The sequence below is a fragment of the Mesorhizobium sp. CCNWLY176 genome, from assembly GCF_037153935.1.
Taxonomy (GTDB): Bacteria; Pseudomonadota; Alphaproteobacteria; order Rhizobiales; family Rhizobiaceae; genus Mesorhizobium_M; species Mesorhizobium_M zhangyense.
Window position 1 is genome coordinate 236,492 of the sequence record NZ_JBBBDZ010000001.1, and the last position, 17,218, is coordinate 253,709.

Sequence of the window (17,218 nt, forward strand, 5' to 3'; positions counted from 1 at the left end):
GTTGGTTCGTGCGTGCTTCAGAAGCTTACTGCAAGATTGGCTTTGAAGCTTTGGTCGATGGCCCCGCTGCCGAATTGGCCGGCATAGGAAAGACCGAATTTGGCGGCAGGCGACAGGGTGAAATCGAGCCCGGCTTCGACGATCGCGCTGTTTCGTGCGATCGGCACGCCGGCGACTGTGAAGGTACTGCCGCCGGTGAAGGCGAGCGAACTCAGCGGTGTGACATCGCCGAAGGCGTGCCGCCAGCCGACCGTGCCGTGCAGGGTGGCGTTGAAGTCTTGTATCATGATGTCGGTGCTGCCACGCACGCCGAGCGTTGCGAAAGTCGTCTCGGTGGTCGAGCCGGAGCCCGTCAAAGCTGCCTTGCCACCCTTTTCGCCGAAGCCGTCGGTCCTGACGGCAACGTAGTTGAGACCGGCGAACGGTTCGAATGTCGAGCCGCCGGCATGCAGGCGGTAGCCGACTTCACCGAAGACCTGTGTCGTGCCGGCATCGTACTGCGCCTTGAGACTGTCCGAAAAGCCGGGGAAGGCGACCTCGCGGCTGATCTCGATGTTGTTCCAGCTGTATGCGGCGCCGCCGCGCAGGCCGAGGTTGCCCCACTGGCCGCCGCCGAACACGCCGAAATTGTAGGCGCTGGCGCTGCCCGATGAAGCCCGGCCGTCCGCATCGAAGGAGCTGTGGCTGTAACCGCCGAATATGCCGAGGCGGAAATTGTCGCTAATGCTCGCGTCGGCACCGCCAACGAATCCTCCGGTGCTGCTGTCGAAAGCCGCTGCGTTGCCGTCACTGCGGGTCTTGTCCCACGAACCGTAGGCCTGGCCCCAGACGGCGAAGCGGTCGGTCGTCGCTTCCGCGAGCAAGGGGCCGTCCGGACCGTATGCCATCACCGGCAGGGAGCTTGCGGCATCGCCGAACGCAGCCCTTATCCGATCATTCGCGGCGTTGGCGAGGAGATTGCTGTCTTCGGCGAGCATGCCCTGGACCGAGGCATGGACCTCGCCAGACAGTGCGTCGAAGGCCTTGCGGGCTGCTTCCTCATCGAGATTGACGATGGCCTTGTAGAGCGCATGCTGGTTGCCCAGCTTTTCGGCCGCACCACCGGTAGCGATCTGGTTGCGGGTAAGCGCGATGTCGGTGAATGAGACGGCGTTGCGATCGAGCTTCAGTCCGATCGCGTTGGTTGTGTAGGACAGTGTCGGCGTCAGAAACGCAAGGTTGGTGGTGACCGAGGCGAACTGGCCGAAGATTCCTGAGGCGGCCGTCAGGATGGTGTATTGCGTCGACTGTCCATAGTTACCGCTCCCCGCAAGAACCTGCACGGTACCGCCTGAAAGCGTCGTCTTACCCGAGACGGCGAGCCGGTCTGATTTGCCGGTGGCATCGACGTCGACCTGGAAGGTGGAGCCGGCGGCGAAGCGTGCGTCGCCGGCGACATCGAGCGTGCCGATGGAATTGCCGGCCGCGACCGTCGAGCCGGACAGCGCCGTAACCTTGCCGACGGTGCCCGTACCGCTGAGGATCGCACCCGATTCCACGGTGACGCTTGAGTTCGCGAGCGAGCCGTTGACGGCAAGCCGACCGGCACTGATCGTGGTTTCCCCGCTGAGCAGGCTGGTGCCCGTCAATGTCAGCGCGCCGCTGCCCGTCTTGGCGAAGGTGCCGGTACCGTTGATGGCATTGGCGAAGCTGGCGTCGACGTTGTGGTCGATGACGAATGCTGCATTGTTGAGGACGGCTCCCGTTCCGAAGCTCGATGCCGTGCCGGCAAGCGTTCCGGACGCTATCGTCGTGCCGCCAGTATAGGTGTTGGTGCCGGTGAGCACGGTCTTGCCCGAGCCGGCCTGCTGAACCGCGCCGCTGCCCGAGATCGAACCGGCAAAGGTCATGAGGTTGGATCGGTTGAAGGCGAGTACGCCGCTATTGTCGACGTTGCCGGCCATGGAGCCGGTCGTGCCGCCATTGCCGAGCTGAAGCGTGCCTGCCTTGATCCTGGTGCCACCCGAGTGGGTGCTGGCGCCGGTCAGCATCAGCGTCGCGCTGCCCGTCTTGGTGAAGACGCCGGTGCCGTCGATGGCGTTGGCGAAGCTGGCGTCGACGTTCTGGTCGATGACGAGTTCAGCCTCGTTGAGGATGGCTCCGGTTCCGAAGCTCGATGCCGTGCCGGTAAGCGTTCCCGACGCTACCGTCGTGCCGCCCGTGTAGGTGTTTACGCCGGTCAGCGTCAGCGTCGCGGTGCCGGACTTCGTCAGTTTGCCCTGGCCGGAAATGGTGCCGGATGCCGTGAGGTCTGCCTGCGTATCGAGCATGCCGCCCGCGGCGCGTAGGTCGATGTCGCGCGCAGTCGTCATCGCAGCCGTGTTGCCAAGAGTACCGCCGGCAAAGGCAAGGCCGCCGGAGGTCGCGCCGAGATTGGCGTCGGAAGAAACCGAGAGCTTGCCACTCTTGATGACCGTGCCACCGGTGTAGCTGTTGTTGCCGGTCAGTATGAGGGTGCCGTGATCATCCTTGACGAGCGTACCGCCGCCGGTGAGTTCCGATGCGATCGTGGCCTCGGTCCCGGCGCTGGAGGTCGTCCCGTCTCCGACGCGAATGGTTGTTGCCGCATCCGCGAGCGTGATGGCATCGCCCTCGACCTTGTAGCCGTCGCTTGCAAACTGCATGCCGGTGACGGCAATTCCGCCGAGGCTGCCGTCGACCGTCACGGTGCCGGCCTGGCCCTGGAATATGGCGTAGCCGGGTTGCGGCTTCATCGGTGCATTGAAAGCGCCGTCCTGCTTGGTCCAATTTCCACCGGTAGCGCTCCACACTCCGTCGCCGCCATCAACCGTGCCGTTGTTGAAATTCGCGGCTGAGCCGCCGTCCCAGAACGACAGTGTGGTGCCGCCCGCGTTGACCATGTTGATTTGCGAAGCGATTGCGGTCTGTACGGTCAAGTCGCTGGCAAGGAAGGCGGCAGGAACGGTGCCGATGGCCAGCCCGTTGTCGGTCAGCGCGCCGCCATAGTTGAATAGGCGATAGATGCCTGCGCCAAAGTCGTTGCCGCCGCTGACATTGATGGTGCCGTCGAGTGTAAGGTCGCCGACGACATCGATGCGATCGCCAGTCAGGCCAAGCTCGTAGTCGAGATAGGCACCGCTCGCCAGAGACAGCGAGCCCAGGGTCAACGGGCCGAGGCCCGATCCGGACGCGAGATGGCCGCCATCGGAAATCGTGACGGCCCCGTCGATGGAACCTGAGCCGCTGAGCGTCGCGCTGCTTTCGACCGTGACGGCGGTGTTGCCCAGCTTGCCGTTGACCTGCAGCCGGCCGGCCTGGACCGAGGTCGTGCCGTTGTAGGTGTTGTTGCCCGATACGGTCAGCGTGCCAACGCCTTGCTTGACCAGTCCGCCATTGCCCGAGATGACACCGGAGAAGCTGGTGTCGCTGGCATTGCCGGCGGTCAGCGTGCCGGCACCGAGCGTCACTCCGCCGGCGCCCGCAAGCGATCCGATGATCTGGTCGTAGCCGTCGAGGTCAAGGGTCGCGCCCGAAGCGACGCTGAAGGCACTGCCTGCCGCAAAGGTGTCTTCCGCCCCTGCCTTCAGCTTCCCGGCTTCCACTTTGGTAGCGCCGGCATAGGTGCTGGAGCCTGACAGGGTGAGCGTGCCCGATCCGGACTTGGTCAGGCCGCCACTGCCGCCGATGTCGCCGGCATATGCAGTTGAGGTGTTGTTGCCGCCGGTGGTGAGCGTGCCGGCGCCCAGGGCGACTTCGCCCGTACCTGCGAGCGATCCGATGGTCTGGTTGTAGCCGCCGAGGTCGAGCTTTGCGCCCGACTCGATGCTGAAGGCGCTGCCGGCCGCAAAACTGTTGGCCGCGCCCGCCTTGAGGGTGCCGGCGTCGACGAACGTGTCCCCGGTATAGCTGTTGGCGCCGCTGAGCGTGAAGATGCCCGTTCCATCCTTCGTCAGACCGCCGGTGCCGGAAATCCTGCCGGAGAATGTTGTCGAACCGTCATTGCCGCCAGAGGTCAGAGTTCCTGCGCCGAGAGTGACATCGCCGGCTCCCGCCAGCGATCCGATGATCTGGTCGAAGCCGTCGAGATCGAGCTTGGCGCCCGAAGCCACCGCCACGTCGCTTCGCGAATCGAATGCGCTCGAAGCGCCGGCTTTCAACGTGCCTTCGCTTACGGTCGTCGCGCCGCCGTGATCCATCCCGTAGATGACCAGCGTACCGGCACCCTTCTTTTCGATGGCGCGCGGCACCCCGCCGCCGGTCAGGATGATCCCGGTCTGCGTGGCAGTGCCCTGCTTGACCCAGAGTTCGGTATTGTCCTGCTGGACGGTCAGGATGTTGGTAAGCTCGACACCGGCCGCATAGTCGAGCGCGCCATCGTACATCATGAGATAGCCGGTGCCGATCGCCGAGCTGTTCTCGACCCGCAATGTGCCGGCCTGCACATTGACTATGCCGTCATAGCCGCTGTTGTCACCCGTCATTGCCAGCACGCCGGCGCCATATTTGTTCAAAATCCCCGAGCCGCTGATGTCGCCGTCAAACGCGATGTCGTCCGATCGGTCGAACGCCAGGGTGCCGGAATTCGCCACATTGCCGGCCAGCGAGCCATTCGTCGCTCCGTCGCCGACCAGCAGCACACTGTCGCTGTCGATCGTCGTTCCGCCCGTATGGCTGAGGTCGCCACTCGCCACCAGCATGCCGCCACCGGTGACGGTAACAGTTCCGGAGCCGGAAACATCGCCGGCGAAAGAACCGTAAAAATCCGACCGGTTGAAGACCAGCGCACCGTCGTTGACGACGTCGCCAACGATCGAGCCGGAGCTTCCGCCATCGCCAATCTGCAAGGTGCCGACATTTATCTCGGTGCCGCCGGTATAGGTGTTGGCGCCAGTCAGTGTGGTCGTGCCGGTGCCGTTCTGCTCTACCCGCCCAGTGCCCGAAATCTCGCCGCCCAACGTCAAGCCGTCGTCCGTGCGGTTGAAAGCCAGCACGCCTTCGTTGGCGATGTCTCCGGCAACCGAGCCGGCAGTGCCGGCGTTGCCGAGTTGCAGCGTGCCCGCCTTGATCGTGGTCAGGCCGGAATAGGTGTTGTCGCCGGCCAGCACCAGCGTGCCAAGGCCTAGCTTGTCAAGACCATGGCCGGTGCTGGTCAGAACCGACGAGATGATGGCCGTCACGCCGACGTCGGTGTTGACGAAGCTCGCGTCCGTATTGCCGTAGGCGTCACCGGACAGGTCCAAAGTTCCGCCGGCCAGCTCATAACCGTCCGTTGAGAACTGGAGGCCTTGGAAGGCCAGGGTCCCTTCGACCTTGACCGTGGCGGCGGTGCCGGCAAAAACGCCGACCTCGCCGCGCCAGCTGTCATTGATGCCGGCTTCGCCGGGCGCGCCGGTCCAGTTGCTGTTGGCTGCGTCCCATGTACCCACGCCGCCGTCTACTGTGCCGTTGCCGGTCATGTCTGAGCCGTCCCAGAACTGCAAGAGCTGGCCGTTATTGCGCAGCAGCAGGTTGACCTGGTTGTTGACGGCGGTGCTGATGATGGCGTCGGTGGGCAGCGTGTCGAATGAGCCGGTGGTCGTTCCGGAAACATTGAACAGCCGGTAGTAGCCGGTCACCGCGTTGGGTGTTTCCAGTGTGCCGCCCAGTGTCAGGTCGCCCTCGACGACGACAAGATCGTTGGTAGGGCCGCCGGCCACACCCTGCGTGCCGAGCTCGAAGACGCTGGTCGAACCGGAATTGAGCACGAGGTCGCCATCGACGGTGAGGGTGCCGGGGCTGTTGCCGGCGGCAAGCGTGCCGTTGACGATGGTGGAGGCAAGTGTGCCGCTGCCGCCGATGGTGGCACCGGCGTCGACGGTGATGCCGGAAGACGAGGCGATCGAACCGTTGACGAGGAGGGTGCCGGCGGAAACGGTCGTCGCGCCGGTATAGGTGCTGTCGCCGGTCAGGACGGTCGTGCCGGTGCCTGTCTGGTTGAGCTTGCCGGTGCCTGTGATTTCATTGTCGACGGTGACGATGTCGGAACGGTTGAAGGCAAGCGTGCCGCCATTGTTGACGTCGCCTGAGCCGAGCGTGCCGGATGTGGTGCCATCGCCGACCTCGAGCGTGCCGCCGCTGATGGTGGTGGTGCCGGAATAGGTGTTAGCGCCGCTCAGGGTCAACTTGCCTGCGCCGGCCTTGGAAACCGTGCCCGTTCCGCTGACGACGCCGTCGAAAGCGCTGTCGTTGAAGCGGTCGAATGCAAGTGCGCCGCTGTTGTCGACATCACCCGATAACGAACCGGCAGTGCCGCCATTGCCGATCTGCAGTGTTCCGCCCGATATTTTGGTGCCGCCGCTGTAGCTGTTGTCCGCAGCAAGGACGGTAGTGCCCGGCCCGATCTGTTCAAGGCTGCCGCTGCCGTCGATCGCCCCGCCGAGCGTGACGGATCCGGTTCTGTCGATGACGAGCTTGCCGTTGTTGGTCACTGTGCCTGCCAGCGAACCGCCGGCACCGCCATCGCCGATCTGCAGCGTGGCATCGGTGATGGTCGTGCCGCCGCTATAGGTGTTGGCGCCGGCCAGCACCAGTGTGCCGCTGCCTTCCACGGTCAGGGCGCCCGAACCGCTGAACCCTGCCAGGGAGGTCAAGGTCGTGCCGTCGAGTGCCACGGTGCCGCCACCGGCGCCGATGGTGCCGCTGCGGTTCATGTCGAAGGACGATCCCACACTGAGCGTACCGCCGTCGAAATTGAGGGTCCCGTTTGACGCGCCCATGTTGTCGTTGGACAGCACCGAAAGGGTGGCATCGCCGGAAATCGTGGTGCCGTCCTGATAGCCGTTGGTTGCGAGTAGGGCGAGCGTGCCGCCGCCGGCGACGGTGAGGCTGCCAACGCCATTGATCGCACCGGCATAGGAAAGCGTCGTGCCTTCGACTGGGGCGATCGTTCCCGTGCTCGACAGCGTGACCGCGCGGTTCATGGTGAAGCTGTCCGTGGTGGCCAGTGCGCCGCCCGTAAAGATCAGCCCGCCACTGCCCAGCGTGTCGTCGCCGGTGACCTCGAGCGTGCCGCCGGCCAGCGTTGTCCCGCCGGAATAGCTGTTGGCGCTGTTGGTGAGTTTCAGCGTACCGGGTCCGCTCACGGTAAGCGCGCCGGTTCCGGTGAACTGGCCGGAGTGGATAAGGGTTGCTCCCGCAGCCTGAGCCAAGTCGCCGCCCGTCCCGTTCAGCACGACATCGCGCATCGCCGCCGACGAACTGCGGGTCTCCAACGTGCCGCCCTGAAGCGTCAGCGCACCTGCCGTGTCGCCGAGGCTTGAATCGTTGAGCACTGACAGCGTGCCGCCGATCAGCGTAGTGCCGCCGAGATAGGTGTTTGCGCCGTCGAGCGAGACCTTGCCGCCGCCGGTGACGGAAAGCGCGCCCGCGCCGCTGAGAAGGCCGTTGTAGGTAAGCGTGATTCCTGACGCCGCCGACAGGGTGCCGCCGCCTGTGTCGAGGGTAGCATCGAGGTTGGTGGTCAAGGAAGCGGTTGCCCGCAGCGTACCGCCGTTGAAGCTCAGCGCGCCGGTGCCGAGATTGGCGCCTGCCGAGACGGAAAGCGTGCCGCCGTTGATATTGGTGCCGCCTGAATAGGTGTTGGTGCCGCTCAGTGTTGCGGTGCCGCTGCCGGTTTTGTTAAGGGCGCCGCTGCCGGCAAGTGCTGTAGCGAGCGAGCCGCCTTGGATGTTGAAGGCCGTCGTGGCGGTAATCATGCCTGTGCCGGTGACGCTGCCGCCGGTCACCGAGAGGGTGTCGACGCCAAGATTGTATCCGGAAGCAACATTCAACGTCGCAGTGCCGCTGTTGGTCAGCGTGCCTATGCCGGTCATGTTGCCGCCGGTCAGCGAGAGCGTGCCGTTGTTCTGGTTGCTCAGGTTGCCGGTGACGGTCACGTCGCCGCCCAGCACTTTTATCTGTCCGTCGTTGTAGATACCGCTCGCACCGGCGGACAGCGTCGCGGTTCCGGTAGGGCCGTTGAAATTGATGGTGCCGCCGCCCTGGTTGTTGATAGCGCCGGCATCGATGAGGTTGCCGCCGGCATCGACATTGATGGTGGCATTGTTGTTCAGCGTGTTGCCTGTGCCGCGCAGCGTTGCGCCGGCGCCGACACTGATCGTGCCGGCGCCATTGTTGATCGTCTGGGCGCTCAGCGTGCGCCCGGCAGCGATCGCGGTCGTGCCATAATTCGTCAGCGTGGTGATGCCGGACACATCATCGGCAGTGGTCGAGCCGCTCACCGACATCGTGACGCCGCCGTTGACCTGGATCGTGTTGTTGAACGCGCCCGCCAGCGTCGTATTGCCACCAAGCTCGATCGCGCCGATGTTGCTGCTGGCGAGCGCCTTGATACTGTTCACGCCGCCGGTGATGATGATGGCGGTGGAGGTTGCGCCGTTCGACCCGCCGGCGGCTCCCTGGACGCCGCCGGCGATCGTGCCGCTGTTGATGATCGTCAGGTTCTGGCCGATAATGCCGAAGCCGCCGGGCTGTGGCCGGTAGGGCTGGAAATTCTGGAAATCGGTGCCGCCGCCGCCGCCCTTGATCGTGCCGGTGTTCGTTATCGTCAACCCTGCGGAACCCGTGGCGCTGATGCCATTGCCACCGCGGCCACCCGCACCGTTCTCCGACAGGTTGGTAAATGGGTAGATGCCGTTCACGCTTCCGCCGCCGCCGCCATTGCCGCCGGTGATCGTGCCGGAATTGGTGAGGTTGGCGCCGGTCGTGGCGATTATGCCGGAACCACCACCGCCACCACCGCCGCCGCCGCCATAGGAGCCGGCGGGGACGGAACCGTAACTTCCGCTACCACCGTTGCCGCCATTGCCGCCGGTGATGGCATTGCTGTTGTTCATATCGCTGCCGAGGACCAGTCCGGCGCCACCGGCGCCACCACCGCCACCGCCGGCGCCAACTATATAGCCGCCACCGCCACCACCGCCACCATCCGAGCCGCCGCCGCCGCCGCCGCGGGACCCTTGACCGCCCGTGGATCCGCCTCCGCCGCCAGGTGCGGTCGCGCTGCCATCTCCATAGCTGCCGCCGGCTCCGCCGCCGCCAGCAGTGGTACCATTGCCGCCGGCGCTGCCACCACTCCCGCCATTGCTTCCGATGAACTGGGCCAGCGCCGGCTGGTTCGTCGTCAGCAGCCCAAAGGGCGCGACCAGGGCAGTGCCGGCAAGCAGGATCGCGCGGTAGCGTGCATACGGTGAGCTTGCCGGGGCTTCGGCCTTCCTAGCGGCAGGATACCTCTGGACGCTATCGTTTTGGGCGGCGTCCGGTCGGCTGCGGCGAATGCTATTCACTTGGTCTTCCCTCTGGCAAACGCAAACCGGCAACAGGCGTCGCGCAAAGCTTCGCCGCCGCCGAAAACAGCCATGCTGCCGGTCGCAGTTCACATCAGTTGCAAAAATTCCGGTGCCGCTCGCCTATTCCCCAAGCGCCGACGAGCCGGACCTTATGACCGGCAAAAATTGTGGTCAATTATCCGGAAATTACTATTTTTGGGTGGAATTTTGCCGAGCGTTTATAGCCGCTTAACTGATATCGCCTGGCAGGCTCGTGGAGGACGCAGAGCCGACGGTCGAATTCTCGACGGCCTGGGCCTCAGTGATTTTGTGCCGGAGACTGCGCGATACCAACATCGCCGAGCTGCCGCCCATTCCTGAACAATGTAACAGCACCGACCCGTGCAACATGGGGAGCCCTTCAAAAGGTCTTCAGGAGGGCATTGCGCTGCTGCGGGGTGAGGGGACGTGTCCGCCGTCCTTCGAGCAGGAGATGGAGTTTGGCGGTTTCCTCGAGTTCCTCGGTCGCGTATTGCGCATCCCGCAAGGTCTTTCCGGCGACCACCGGTCCGTGATTGGCGAGAAGCACGGCATGGCTGTTCTTCGCCTTCTCGGCGACCGCATTCGCAAGCGCGGTATCGCCCGGCGGATAGTAGGGCACCAGCGGAAGGGAGCCGACCCGCATCACATAATAGGCCGTCAGCGGTGGCAGCACATCATCCGGGTCGACGTCTTCCAGAATGCTGACCGCGACCGCGTAGGTGGAATGCAGATGCACGACGGCACCGGAAAGTTTCTGCTGGCAATACATGCACTGGTGCAGGAAGGCTTCCTTGGTCGGCTTGTCGCCGTCGACATGGACGCCCTCGGCGGTAAAGCGCGACAGGCGCGCCGGGTCGAGGTTGCCGAGGGAGGCATTGGTAGGGGTCATCAGCAGGTCGCCATTGGACAGGCGCGCGCTGATGTTGCCCGTCGAGCCGAAGGTTAGTGCCCGATCGAACAGCGACTTGCCCACGGCGGCGATTTCGTCGCGAAGCTTGGTTTCTTCCGAGAGGATGGCGGTCATCGCATCAGTTCCCATGCCTTGAGGAAGAAATCGTCACTGCCGAAATTGCCGGACTTCAAGGCCAGCGCCAATGGCGCCTCGTCACCAAGGCTCAGTGTCCACGGCACGCCCGGATCGATTTCGGGGCCGATAAACAGGGCTTCGACGCCAAGACCATTGACGACCGCGCCCGAGGTTTCGCCGCCGGCCACAAGGAAGCGGCGGTAGCCGTCATTGCGCAGCGCGATCGCCACATCGGCCAGCAGATGTTCGACCACCGCGCCCGCCCGGTCGCGCCCTAGCACATCCTGGGCCTTCTTAACATCCTCGGGGTCGGAACTTGAATAGACAAGCGGGATCGCAGCGGAGCTGTTGGCCTTTACCCAATCGATCACGGCATCCGCCGTGTTCCGGCCATCGGCAATCGCGAGCGGGTCGAGCTTCATTGCAGGCGTACCGGCCGCGATTGCAGTCTCGACCTGTCGGCGCGTCGCGGTCGAACAGGAGCCTGCCAGCATGACGGCGGGGCCAGCCGGTCCAGCAAAGGCTGCCGCTGTCTGTCTGGGTGCCAACTTCCCGGCCCGGCGAAAATTCTCCGGTAGGCCGATGGCAATCCCGGACCCGCCTGTGATCAAGGTCATATCGGCGGCGGCCTTGCCGATAGCGCGCAGGTCGTCGTTGGTGATCGCGTCAACGATGATGACCTTCTCGCCCTTGGATGCGGCCGCCTTGAAGGCGGCTGCGACGGCTTCGTGTCCCTTGCTGACCGCATCGTGGATGACGAGGCCAACTGGTAGTGTTGTCTGCTGCTGCAAAACCCGAACCAGATCGGAATCGGTCATGGGCGTCAGGGGGTGATCCTTCATCGGGCTGTCGGACAGGAGCTGGTCACCGACGAACAGATGGCCGCGATAAACCGTTCGGCCGTTGGTCGGGAAGGCAGGGCAGGCCAGTGTCAGGTTGCCGCCGAGTTCCTCGAGCAACGCTTCCGCCACCGGTCCGATATTGCCTTGCGGCGTGGAATCGAAAGTGGAGCAATATTTGAAGATGATCTGCTCGGCTCCGTGGGCCTTCAGCAGGCGTGCCGCTTCCAGCGACATTGCGATTGCCTCAGCGGCAGGGATTGTCCGCGATTTCAGTGCGATGACGACGGCTTCGGCATCGCCGAAATCGAAATCGTCCGCGGGAACGCCAACAGTCTGCACCGTGCGCATCCCCTCCCGCGATAATGTCAGCGCCAGATCTGTCGCTCCCGTCAGATCATCCGCAACCGCACCTAATAGCATGTTCATTCACTCCGGGTATTCATGGGATTGGCTCAGGCAGTTGCGCCTTCGACGATGTCGTAGCCGGTATCGACCACCAGTTTGTCGAGGGCCCGTTCAGGGCTCTCCAACAGCTTCTCCACCGCTATCTTGCCGATCAGAAAGCGGTTCGAACGGACGGTCGAAAGCGGCAAGGGCAGAACCTGGCCAATATCGAGACCGTTGAAACCGAACAGGGCCAGCCGCTCTCGAACGGCAATGCCCGCGACCAGGCAGTGGAAAAAGCCGCCGACCGCCATGTCGTCATTGGAAAAAACCACGGCATCAAGACCCGGCAGGCGCTCAAGCAGAATTGCGAGCGTGTCGCGCCCGGCCATGGTCGAGCTCGGTCCATCGAAGCACTGTTCCCCTTCCAGGGTCATGCCTGTTTCGGCGAGCGCCTGAACAAGACCGTCATACCGCATGCGCGCGCGCCGGTCGGCGATCCAGTCGTGGCCGACATAGCCGAAACGCCGATAGCCTCGCGCGATCAAATGCCGGCCGACGGCATAGCCCGCCTGGTGATGGGAAAGGCCGACGGCAATATCGATCGGCTCGGCATCGATATCCATGAGTTCGGCCACGCGCACGCGGCTGTTATCCAGCATCCGGCGCGTGGCGTCGGTGTGGTCAAAGCCAGTCGTGATGATCGCCGCCGGTTGCCAGGCAAGCAGTGATGAAAGGATGCTCTGTTCCTTGACCGGGTCGTAGTCCGTGACGCCGATCATCGGCTGGTAGGATGTCGCAGCCAGCGCCGCATAGATACCCTGCAACACCTCGGGATAAACGATGTTCGACAGGGACGGCAGCAGTACGCCGATCAGCAGGGAGCCGGAGGAGGCGAGCGATCCCGCCGCCCGATTCGGCACATAGCCGAGCTTTTCGATGGCCAGAACCACACGGTCGCGGGTCGCATCGGCAATCGGACCCTTGTTGCGGATGACGCGCGAAACCGTGTTTTCGCTGACGCCGGCAAGCCGCGCGACATGGGTGAGCGTCGGCATCTCATATTGCATTGCGGCGCTCCTCCCTGTCTTGCGCGGGCTCTTCGCTCGCCTCGGATTTTTGATATCTCAGCGCTAACATATTTCACTTGAAGAAGGCCAGAGCTGTGATTACAATTTTTGTGTTAGCGCTGAGATAGCGTTTTGGGTTTGCCTTCAGGCAGATCGTCTTCGGCCTGATAATACTGTTAGTGCTTGCTGATCCACAGATTCAAAAGGAACCGCCAATGCCCGGTCAAACTCATATCGCCGTCATTGGCCTCGGTTCCATGGGCCTCGGCATGGCCCGCTCGCTTATCCGTGCCGGTCACAGCGTCGCCGGCTGCGATATCAGCGAACAGGCACGGGAGAGCTTCGAGGCGAGCGGCGGCAAACCTTTCTCCACCCCCGCCGCCGCTGTCGAAGGTGCTGACATCGTCGTCGTCGTGGTGGTGAACGCTGCCCAGACGGAAACCGTGCTTTTCGGTGAGAAAGGTGCTGTCGCCGCCATGAAGCCCGGCGCCGTCATCATTTCCTCTGCGACCGTCGCGCCGGCGGAGGCGAAAGGCTTCGCCGCCCGCGCGGCAGACAAGGGCCTGCTCTATCTCGATGCGCCGATCAGCGGTGGTTCGGTCAAGGCCGAGGCTGGCGAGCTCACGGTCATGGCCTCCGGCCCCGTCGAAACCTTCGCCGCTGCCCGCCCGGCGCTCGATGCCATGGCCGGTACGGTCTATGAACTCGGGGATGCCGTGGGCATCGGCTCCTCCTTCAAGATCGTCAACCAGCTGCTGGCCGGCGTGCATATCGCGGCGGCCTGCGAGGCCATCACCTTTGCCAGGAGCCTGGACCTCGACATCTCGCGGGTCTACGAGGTGATCACCAAATCGGCCGGCAATAGCTGGATGTTCGAAAACCGCGTCCCGCACGTCATTGCGGGGGACTATACGCCGCACAGCGCCGTATCGATCTTCACAAAGGATCTCGGCATCGTTTCGGATATCGGGCGCAAGCTGAAGTTTCCGCTGCCCATCGCCAGCGCCGCCCTGCAGCTTTTCGTGATGACTGAAGCAGCCGGCATGGGGGGTGACGATGACTCGTCGGTCGCCCGCCTGCTGGCGCAGATTACCGGGCTCAAATTGCCGGGTATGGACGAGGAAGACTGATATGCCGCGTTTTGCCGCAAACCTCTCGATGATGTTTACCGAGCATGATTTTCTCGATCGCTTCCAGGCGGCGGCGGACGCCGGTTTCGAGGCGGTAGAGTATCTCTTTCCCTACGATTTCCCCGCGGAGGTGGTTGCTGAAAAACTGACGAATGCCGGCCTCAGTCAGGCACTGTTCAACATGCCCGCTGGCGACTGGTCCAAGGGCGAGCGCGGTCTTGCGGCCTTGCCGGAACGGCGTGACGAGTTTCGCGAGGCGGTCGCCAAAGCGGTGCACTATGCCACGATCATCGGTACGCCGCTGTTGCACATGATGTCCGGGCTTGCCGATCCGCGTGACCCTGCCGCCGCGGCCAGCTACCGCTACGCTCTGTCATTCGCCGCTGAGAAGACTGCGGAAAAGGGTATCGGCCTGGTGATCGAACCGATCAACGGCCGCGATATGCCGGGCTATTTCCTCAACGATTTCAATAGCGCTGTCGCGCTGATCGACGAGTTTGGTCCTCGTAATGTCAAACTGCAGTATGACATTTACCATCGCCAGATCATCCATGGCGATGTCTTGACGAGTCTTGGCCAGATGATGCAGGTCATTGCTCACATCCAGATAGCCTCGGTTCCTCTGCGGCATGAGCCGGGAACGGGTGAGTTGAACGATGCTATGATCTTCGCGGAGATCGACAGGCTCGGTTACGGCGGATATGTCGGCTGTGAATATCGTCCTCTGGGCGATACGGTCGCGGGACTAACCTGGCTGAACAAAACCTAGCCAGGGAACTGTCCGGGGAGGAGGGCATATGTACACAGCTTGGTTCGAGGTATTCGATCCTCGTTTCGAACGCCTGATCCTGTCGAATGTGCACGTCGATACCCTTTTCTCGGGTGGCCGGTGGCTGGAAGGTCCCGTTTATGTTCCGGCATCGCGCCATCTGCTTTTCTCGGACATTCCGAACAATCGCGTAATGCGCTACAACGAGTGCGACGATTACATCTCGGTTTTCCAGTCGCCCTCGAATTTCTCCAACGGGCACACGCTCGATGCTCAGGGCCGCGTGGTTTCCTGCGAACATCTTATGCGCCGGGTAACACGAACCGAGCATAGCGGCGATATCACGGTGATCGCCGATCGTTTCGATGGCAAGCGGCTGAACTCGCCGAACGACGTCGTCGTCGGCCGGGATGGCGCGATCTGGTTCACCGATCCGACATATGGGATCGCGACGGAATACGAAGGAAGTCGCAGCGAAAGCGAAATCGGCAGCAGCAATGTCTACCGGATCGACGCCGACGGGTCGATCAGTCTTGTGGCCGACGGTTTCGTGCAGCCAAATGGCCTGTGTTTTTCACGCGACGAGCGCGTACTGTATATCGCCGATAGCGGAGCGAGGCCCGGCCAGCTCCTGGCATTCGAAGTCGTCGAGGGCCGGTCGCTGACCAATCGTCGCCTTCTTCGCGAATGTGAAATCGGGATTTACGACGGCTTCCGCGTCGATCGCGACGGAAATATCTGGACCAGCGCCGGCGATGGCGTGCACTGCCTATCGGCGGACGGCACATTGCTCGGCAAGATCAAACTTCCCGAAGCGGTCGCCAATGTCTGTTTTGGTGGCCCGAATTTCAACAGGCTCTATATCTGCGCCACACGGACGCTGTTTGCCGTTTATCTCAACACGACTTCACCCCACGAGAGCGAGGCAGCCTGAAACCGGCCGAAGTGTTTCGATGTGCCAGCCCGTTTATGAAGCCGCGCAGTGGCGCCAGCCGGTCATCACACAGGCTCGTTGAGGCGCACCGGCCCATTTATGGATGACAACCGCAGTTGCGGTGGGTATTGCGCATGGCGTGGATTGAAAGCTTCAAACAGCAGAGACAGACATTGACCAACAAAAAACCGACTGTTCTCATGATCATGGACGGGTGGGGCTGGCGCGAGGAAGTGCACGGCAACGCCGTCTTGCAAGCCAGGACCCCAAATTTCGATGGTTTGTGGTCACGTCATCCACATTCTTTCCTGACGACGCATGGCCCTGCCGTCGGCCTGCCGGAAGGGCAGATGGGCAATTCCGAGGTCGGCCACCTGAACATCGGTGCCGGGCGTATCGTGATGCAGGATCTGCCTCGCATCGACGCCGCAGTAGCGGACGGCACCTTGCGCAAACTCATAGCCGAAACTGGCCTGCCGGAAGTCCTGGCACGGACGGGCGGCTCCTGCCATATCCTTGGGCTTGTTTCCCCGGGCGGCGTTCACTCGCATCAGGGTCATGTCGCGGCACTCGCCCGAGCACTTTCCAGTCTCGGAATACGTTCAGTCATACACGCCTGGACGGACGGACGTGACACGCAGCCGGGACAGGCAGGTGACTTCCTTCGGCAACTCGCCGAGGCTCTTCCCGCAGATGCCTCGATTGCGACCGTCAGCGGCCGATTTTACGCCATGGACCGCGACAATCGCTGGGAACGAATTTCACTCGCATACGCGGCAATCGTCGACGGTGAGGGCGTCGCTGCTTCTTCCCCCCAGCAGGCAGTCGAGATAGCCGCTCAGCGTGGCGAAACGGACGAGTTCATACTGCCGAGTGTCATCGGCGATTATGCCGGCCTTGGCGAAGGGGACGCGATCCTGTGCGCCAATTTTCGGTCCGACCGGGTTCGTGAAACCCTGTCAGCACTTCTCATCCCCGACTCGTGCGGCTTCCAGGGCAAGAACAAGCAGCCCGGTATCGCGATGGCAATCGGCATGGCGTCCTATGGAACTGAACTCAATGCGGTGATGCGCACACTTTTTCTGCCTCAATCGCTCGATGACGGATTGAGCGAGACGATCGCCAAGGCAGGCCGAAGTCAGCTTCATATGGCGGAGACGGAAAAGTATCCGCATGTCACCTATTTCCTCAACGGCGGGCGCGAGACGCCTCATGCCGGTGAGGAGCGCCTGATGGTGCCGTCGCCCAAGGTCGCTACCTACGATCTGCAACCGTCGATGTCCGCGCCGGAACTCACCGAAAAGGTAGTGGCGGCGATAGACGGCGGCGAATACGACTTCATCGTCGTGAACTTCGCCAATCCGGACATGGTTGGGCACACCGGCAGCCTCGAAGCGGCCATAACGGCAGTGGAGACCGTGGACGCCGCTCTGGGTGTGATTTGCCAGAGTGTCGAGCGCGCGGGCGGATTCCTGCTGGCCATCGCTGACCACGGCAATTGCGAAACGATGATCGATCCGGAAAACGGCGCGCCCCACACGGCCCACACGCTCAATCCGGTCCCCGTCATTCTGTTCGGCCGGAGCGACGTGTCGCGTTTGAACGAAGGCATCCTTGCCGACGTCGCGCCGACCATTCTCGCACTGATGGGAATAGAACAGCCCGAGAAGATGACTGGCGGGCCGCTTTTCCCGGTTGCCACTGAGACGCGGTGA

Annotated in this window: 8 protein-coding genes; 4 read left to right on the forward strand and 4 right to left on the reverse strand. The window is 63.1% G+C overall.

Features of this window, described 5'->3' with window-relative positions; genetic code table 11:
* Positions 1-17 precede the first annotated feature (17 nt).
* From WBQ96_RS01110 to WBQ96_RS01125, 4 genes are all read right to left on the reverse strand, one after another.
* Complete coding sequence (locus WBQ96_RS01110) at positions 18-9,323, reverse strand: autotransporter-associated beta strand repeat-containing protein (RefSeq protein ID WP_336547006.1); 9,306 nt, start codon at positions 9,321-9,323, stop codon at positions 18-20.
* Positions 9,324-9,726: 403 nt separating this feature from the next.
* Positions 9,727-10,371 carry a 3-oxo-tetronate 4-phosphate decarboxylase gene (otnC, locus tag WBQ96_RS01115; protein ID WP_165117424.1) on the reverse strand — a complete coding sequence of 215 codons (645 nt, stop codon included), beginning with the start codon at positions 10,369-10,371 and terminating at the stop codon, positions 9,727-9,729.
* On the reverse strand, positions 10,368-11,642 hold the full coding sequence (otnK, locus tag WBQ96_RS01120; RefSeq protein ID WP_165117422.1) for a 3-oxo-tetronate kinase: 1,275 nt from the start codon (positions 11,640-11,642) through the stop codon (positions 10,368-10,370). The genes otnC and otnK overlap by 4 nt, the downstream gene beginning before the upstream one ends.
* Before the next feature lie 26 nt (positions 11,643-11,668).
* Entirely contained in the window at positions 11,669-12,670 is a 1,002-nt protein-coding gene (locus WBQ96_RS01125) for a LacI family DNA-binding transcriptional regulator (RefSeq protein WP_165117420.1), read from the reverse strand.
* Positions 12,671-12,885: 215 nt separating this feature from the next.
* Between WBQ96_RS01125 and ltnD the strand changes: the two genes are divergently transcribed.
* The 4 genes from ltnD (at position 12,886) to gpmI (ending at position 17,218) form a co-directional block, all read left to right on the forward strand.
* The gene (gene ltnD, locus WBQ96_RS01130) at positions 12,886-13,800 is read left to right on the forward strand and encodes an L-threonate dehydrogenase (protein ID WP_336547002.1); all 915 of its coding nucleotides are present in this window, start codon (positions 12,886-12,888) and stop codon (positions 13,798-13,800) included.
* 1 nt (position 13,801) lies between these two features.
* Complete coding sequence (gene otnI, locus WBQ96_RS01135) at positions 13,802-14,569, forward strand: 2-oxo-tetronate isomerase (protein WP_165117418.1); 768 nt, start codon at positions 13,802-13,804, stop codon at positions 14,567-14,569.
* A gap of 28 nt (positions 14,570-14,597) precedes the next feature.
* On the forward strand, positions 14,598-15,503 hold the full coding sequence (locus tag WBQ96_RS01140; RefSeq protein WP_336546998.1) for an SMP-30/gluconolactonase/LRE family protein: 906 nt from the start codon (positions 14,598-14,600) through the stop codon (positions 15,501-15,503).
* Between the two features lie 173 nt (positions 15,504-15,676).
* Entirely contained in the window at positions 15,677-17,218 is a 1,542-nt protein-coding gene (gpmI, locus tag WBQ96_RS01145; RefSeq protein WP_165117414.1) for a 2,3-bisphosphoglycerate-independent phosphoglycerate mutase, read from the forward strand.

Excerpts from the sequence above, each read along its gene's own strand:
- otnC (WP_165117424.1), bottom strand. The coding sequence starts at position 10,371 with ATGACCGCCATCCTCTCGGAAGAAACCAAGCTTCGCGACGAAATCGCC.
- WBQ96_RS01125 (WP_165117420.1), bottom strand. The coding sequence starts at position 12,670 with ATGCAATATGAGATGCCGACGCTCACCCATGTCGCGCGGCTTGCCGGC.
- otnK (WP_165117422.1), bottom strand. The coding sequence starts at position 11,642 with ATGAACATGCTATTAGGTGCGGTTGCGGATGATCTGACGGGAGCGACA.
- ltnD (WP_336547002.1), top strand. The coding sequence starts at position 12,886 with ATGCCCGGTCAAACTCATATCGCCGTCATTGGCCTCGGTTCCATGGGC.
- WBQ96_RS01140 (WP_336546998.1), top strand. The coding sequence starts at position 14,598 with ATGTACACAGCTTGGTTCGAGGTATTCGATCCTCGTTTCGAACGCCTG.
- otnI (WP_165117418.1), top strand. The coding sequence starts at position 13,802 with ATGCCGCGTTTTGCCGCAAACCTCTCGATGATGTTTACCGAGCATGAT.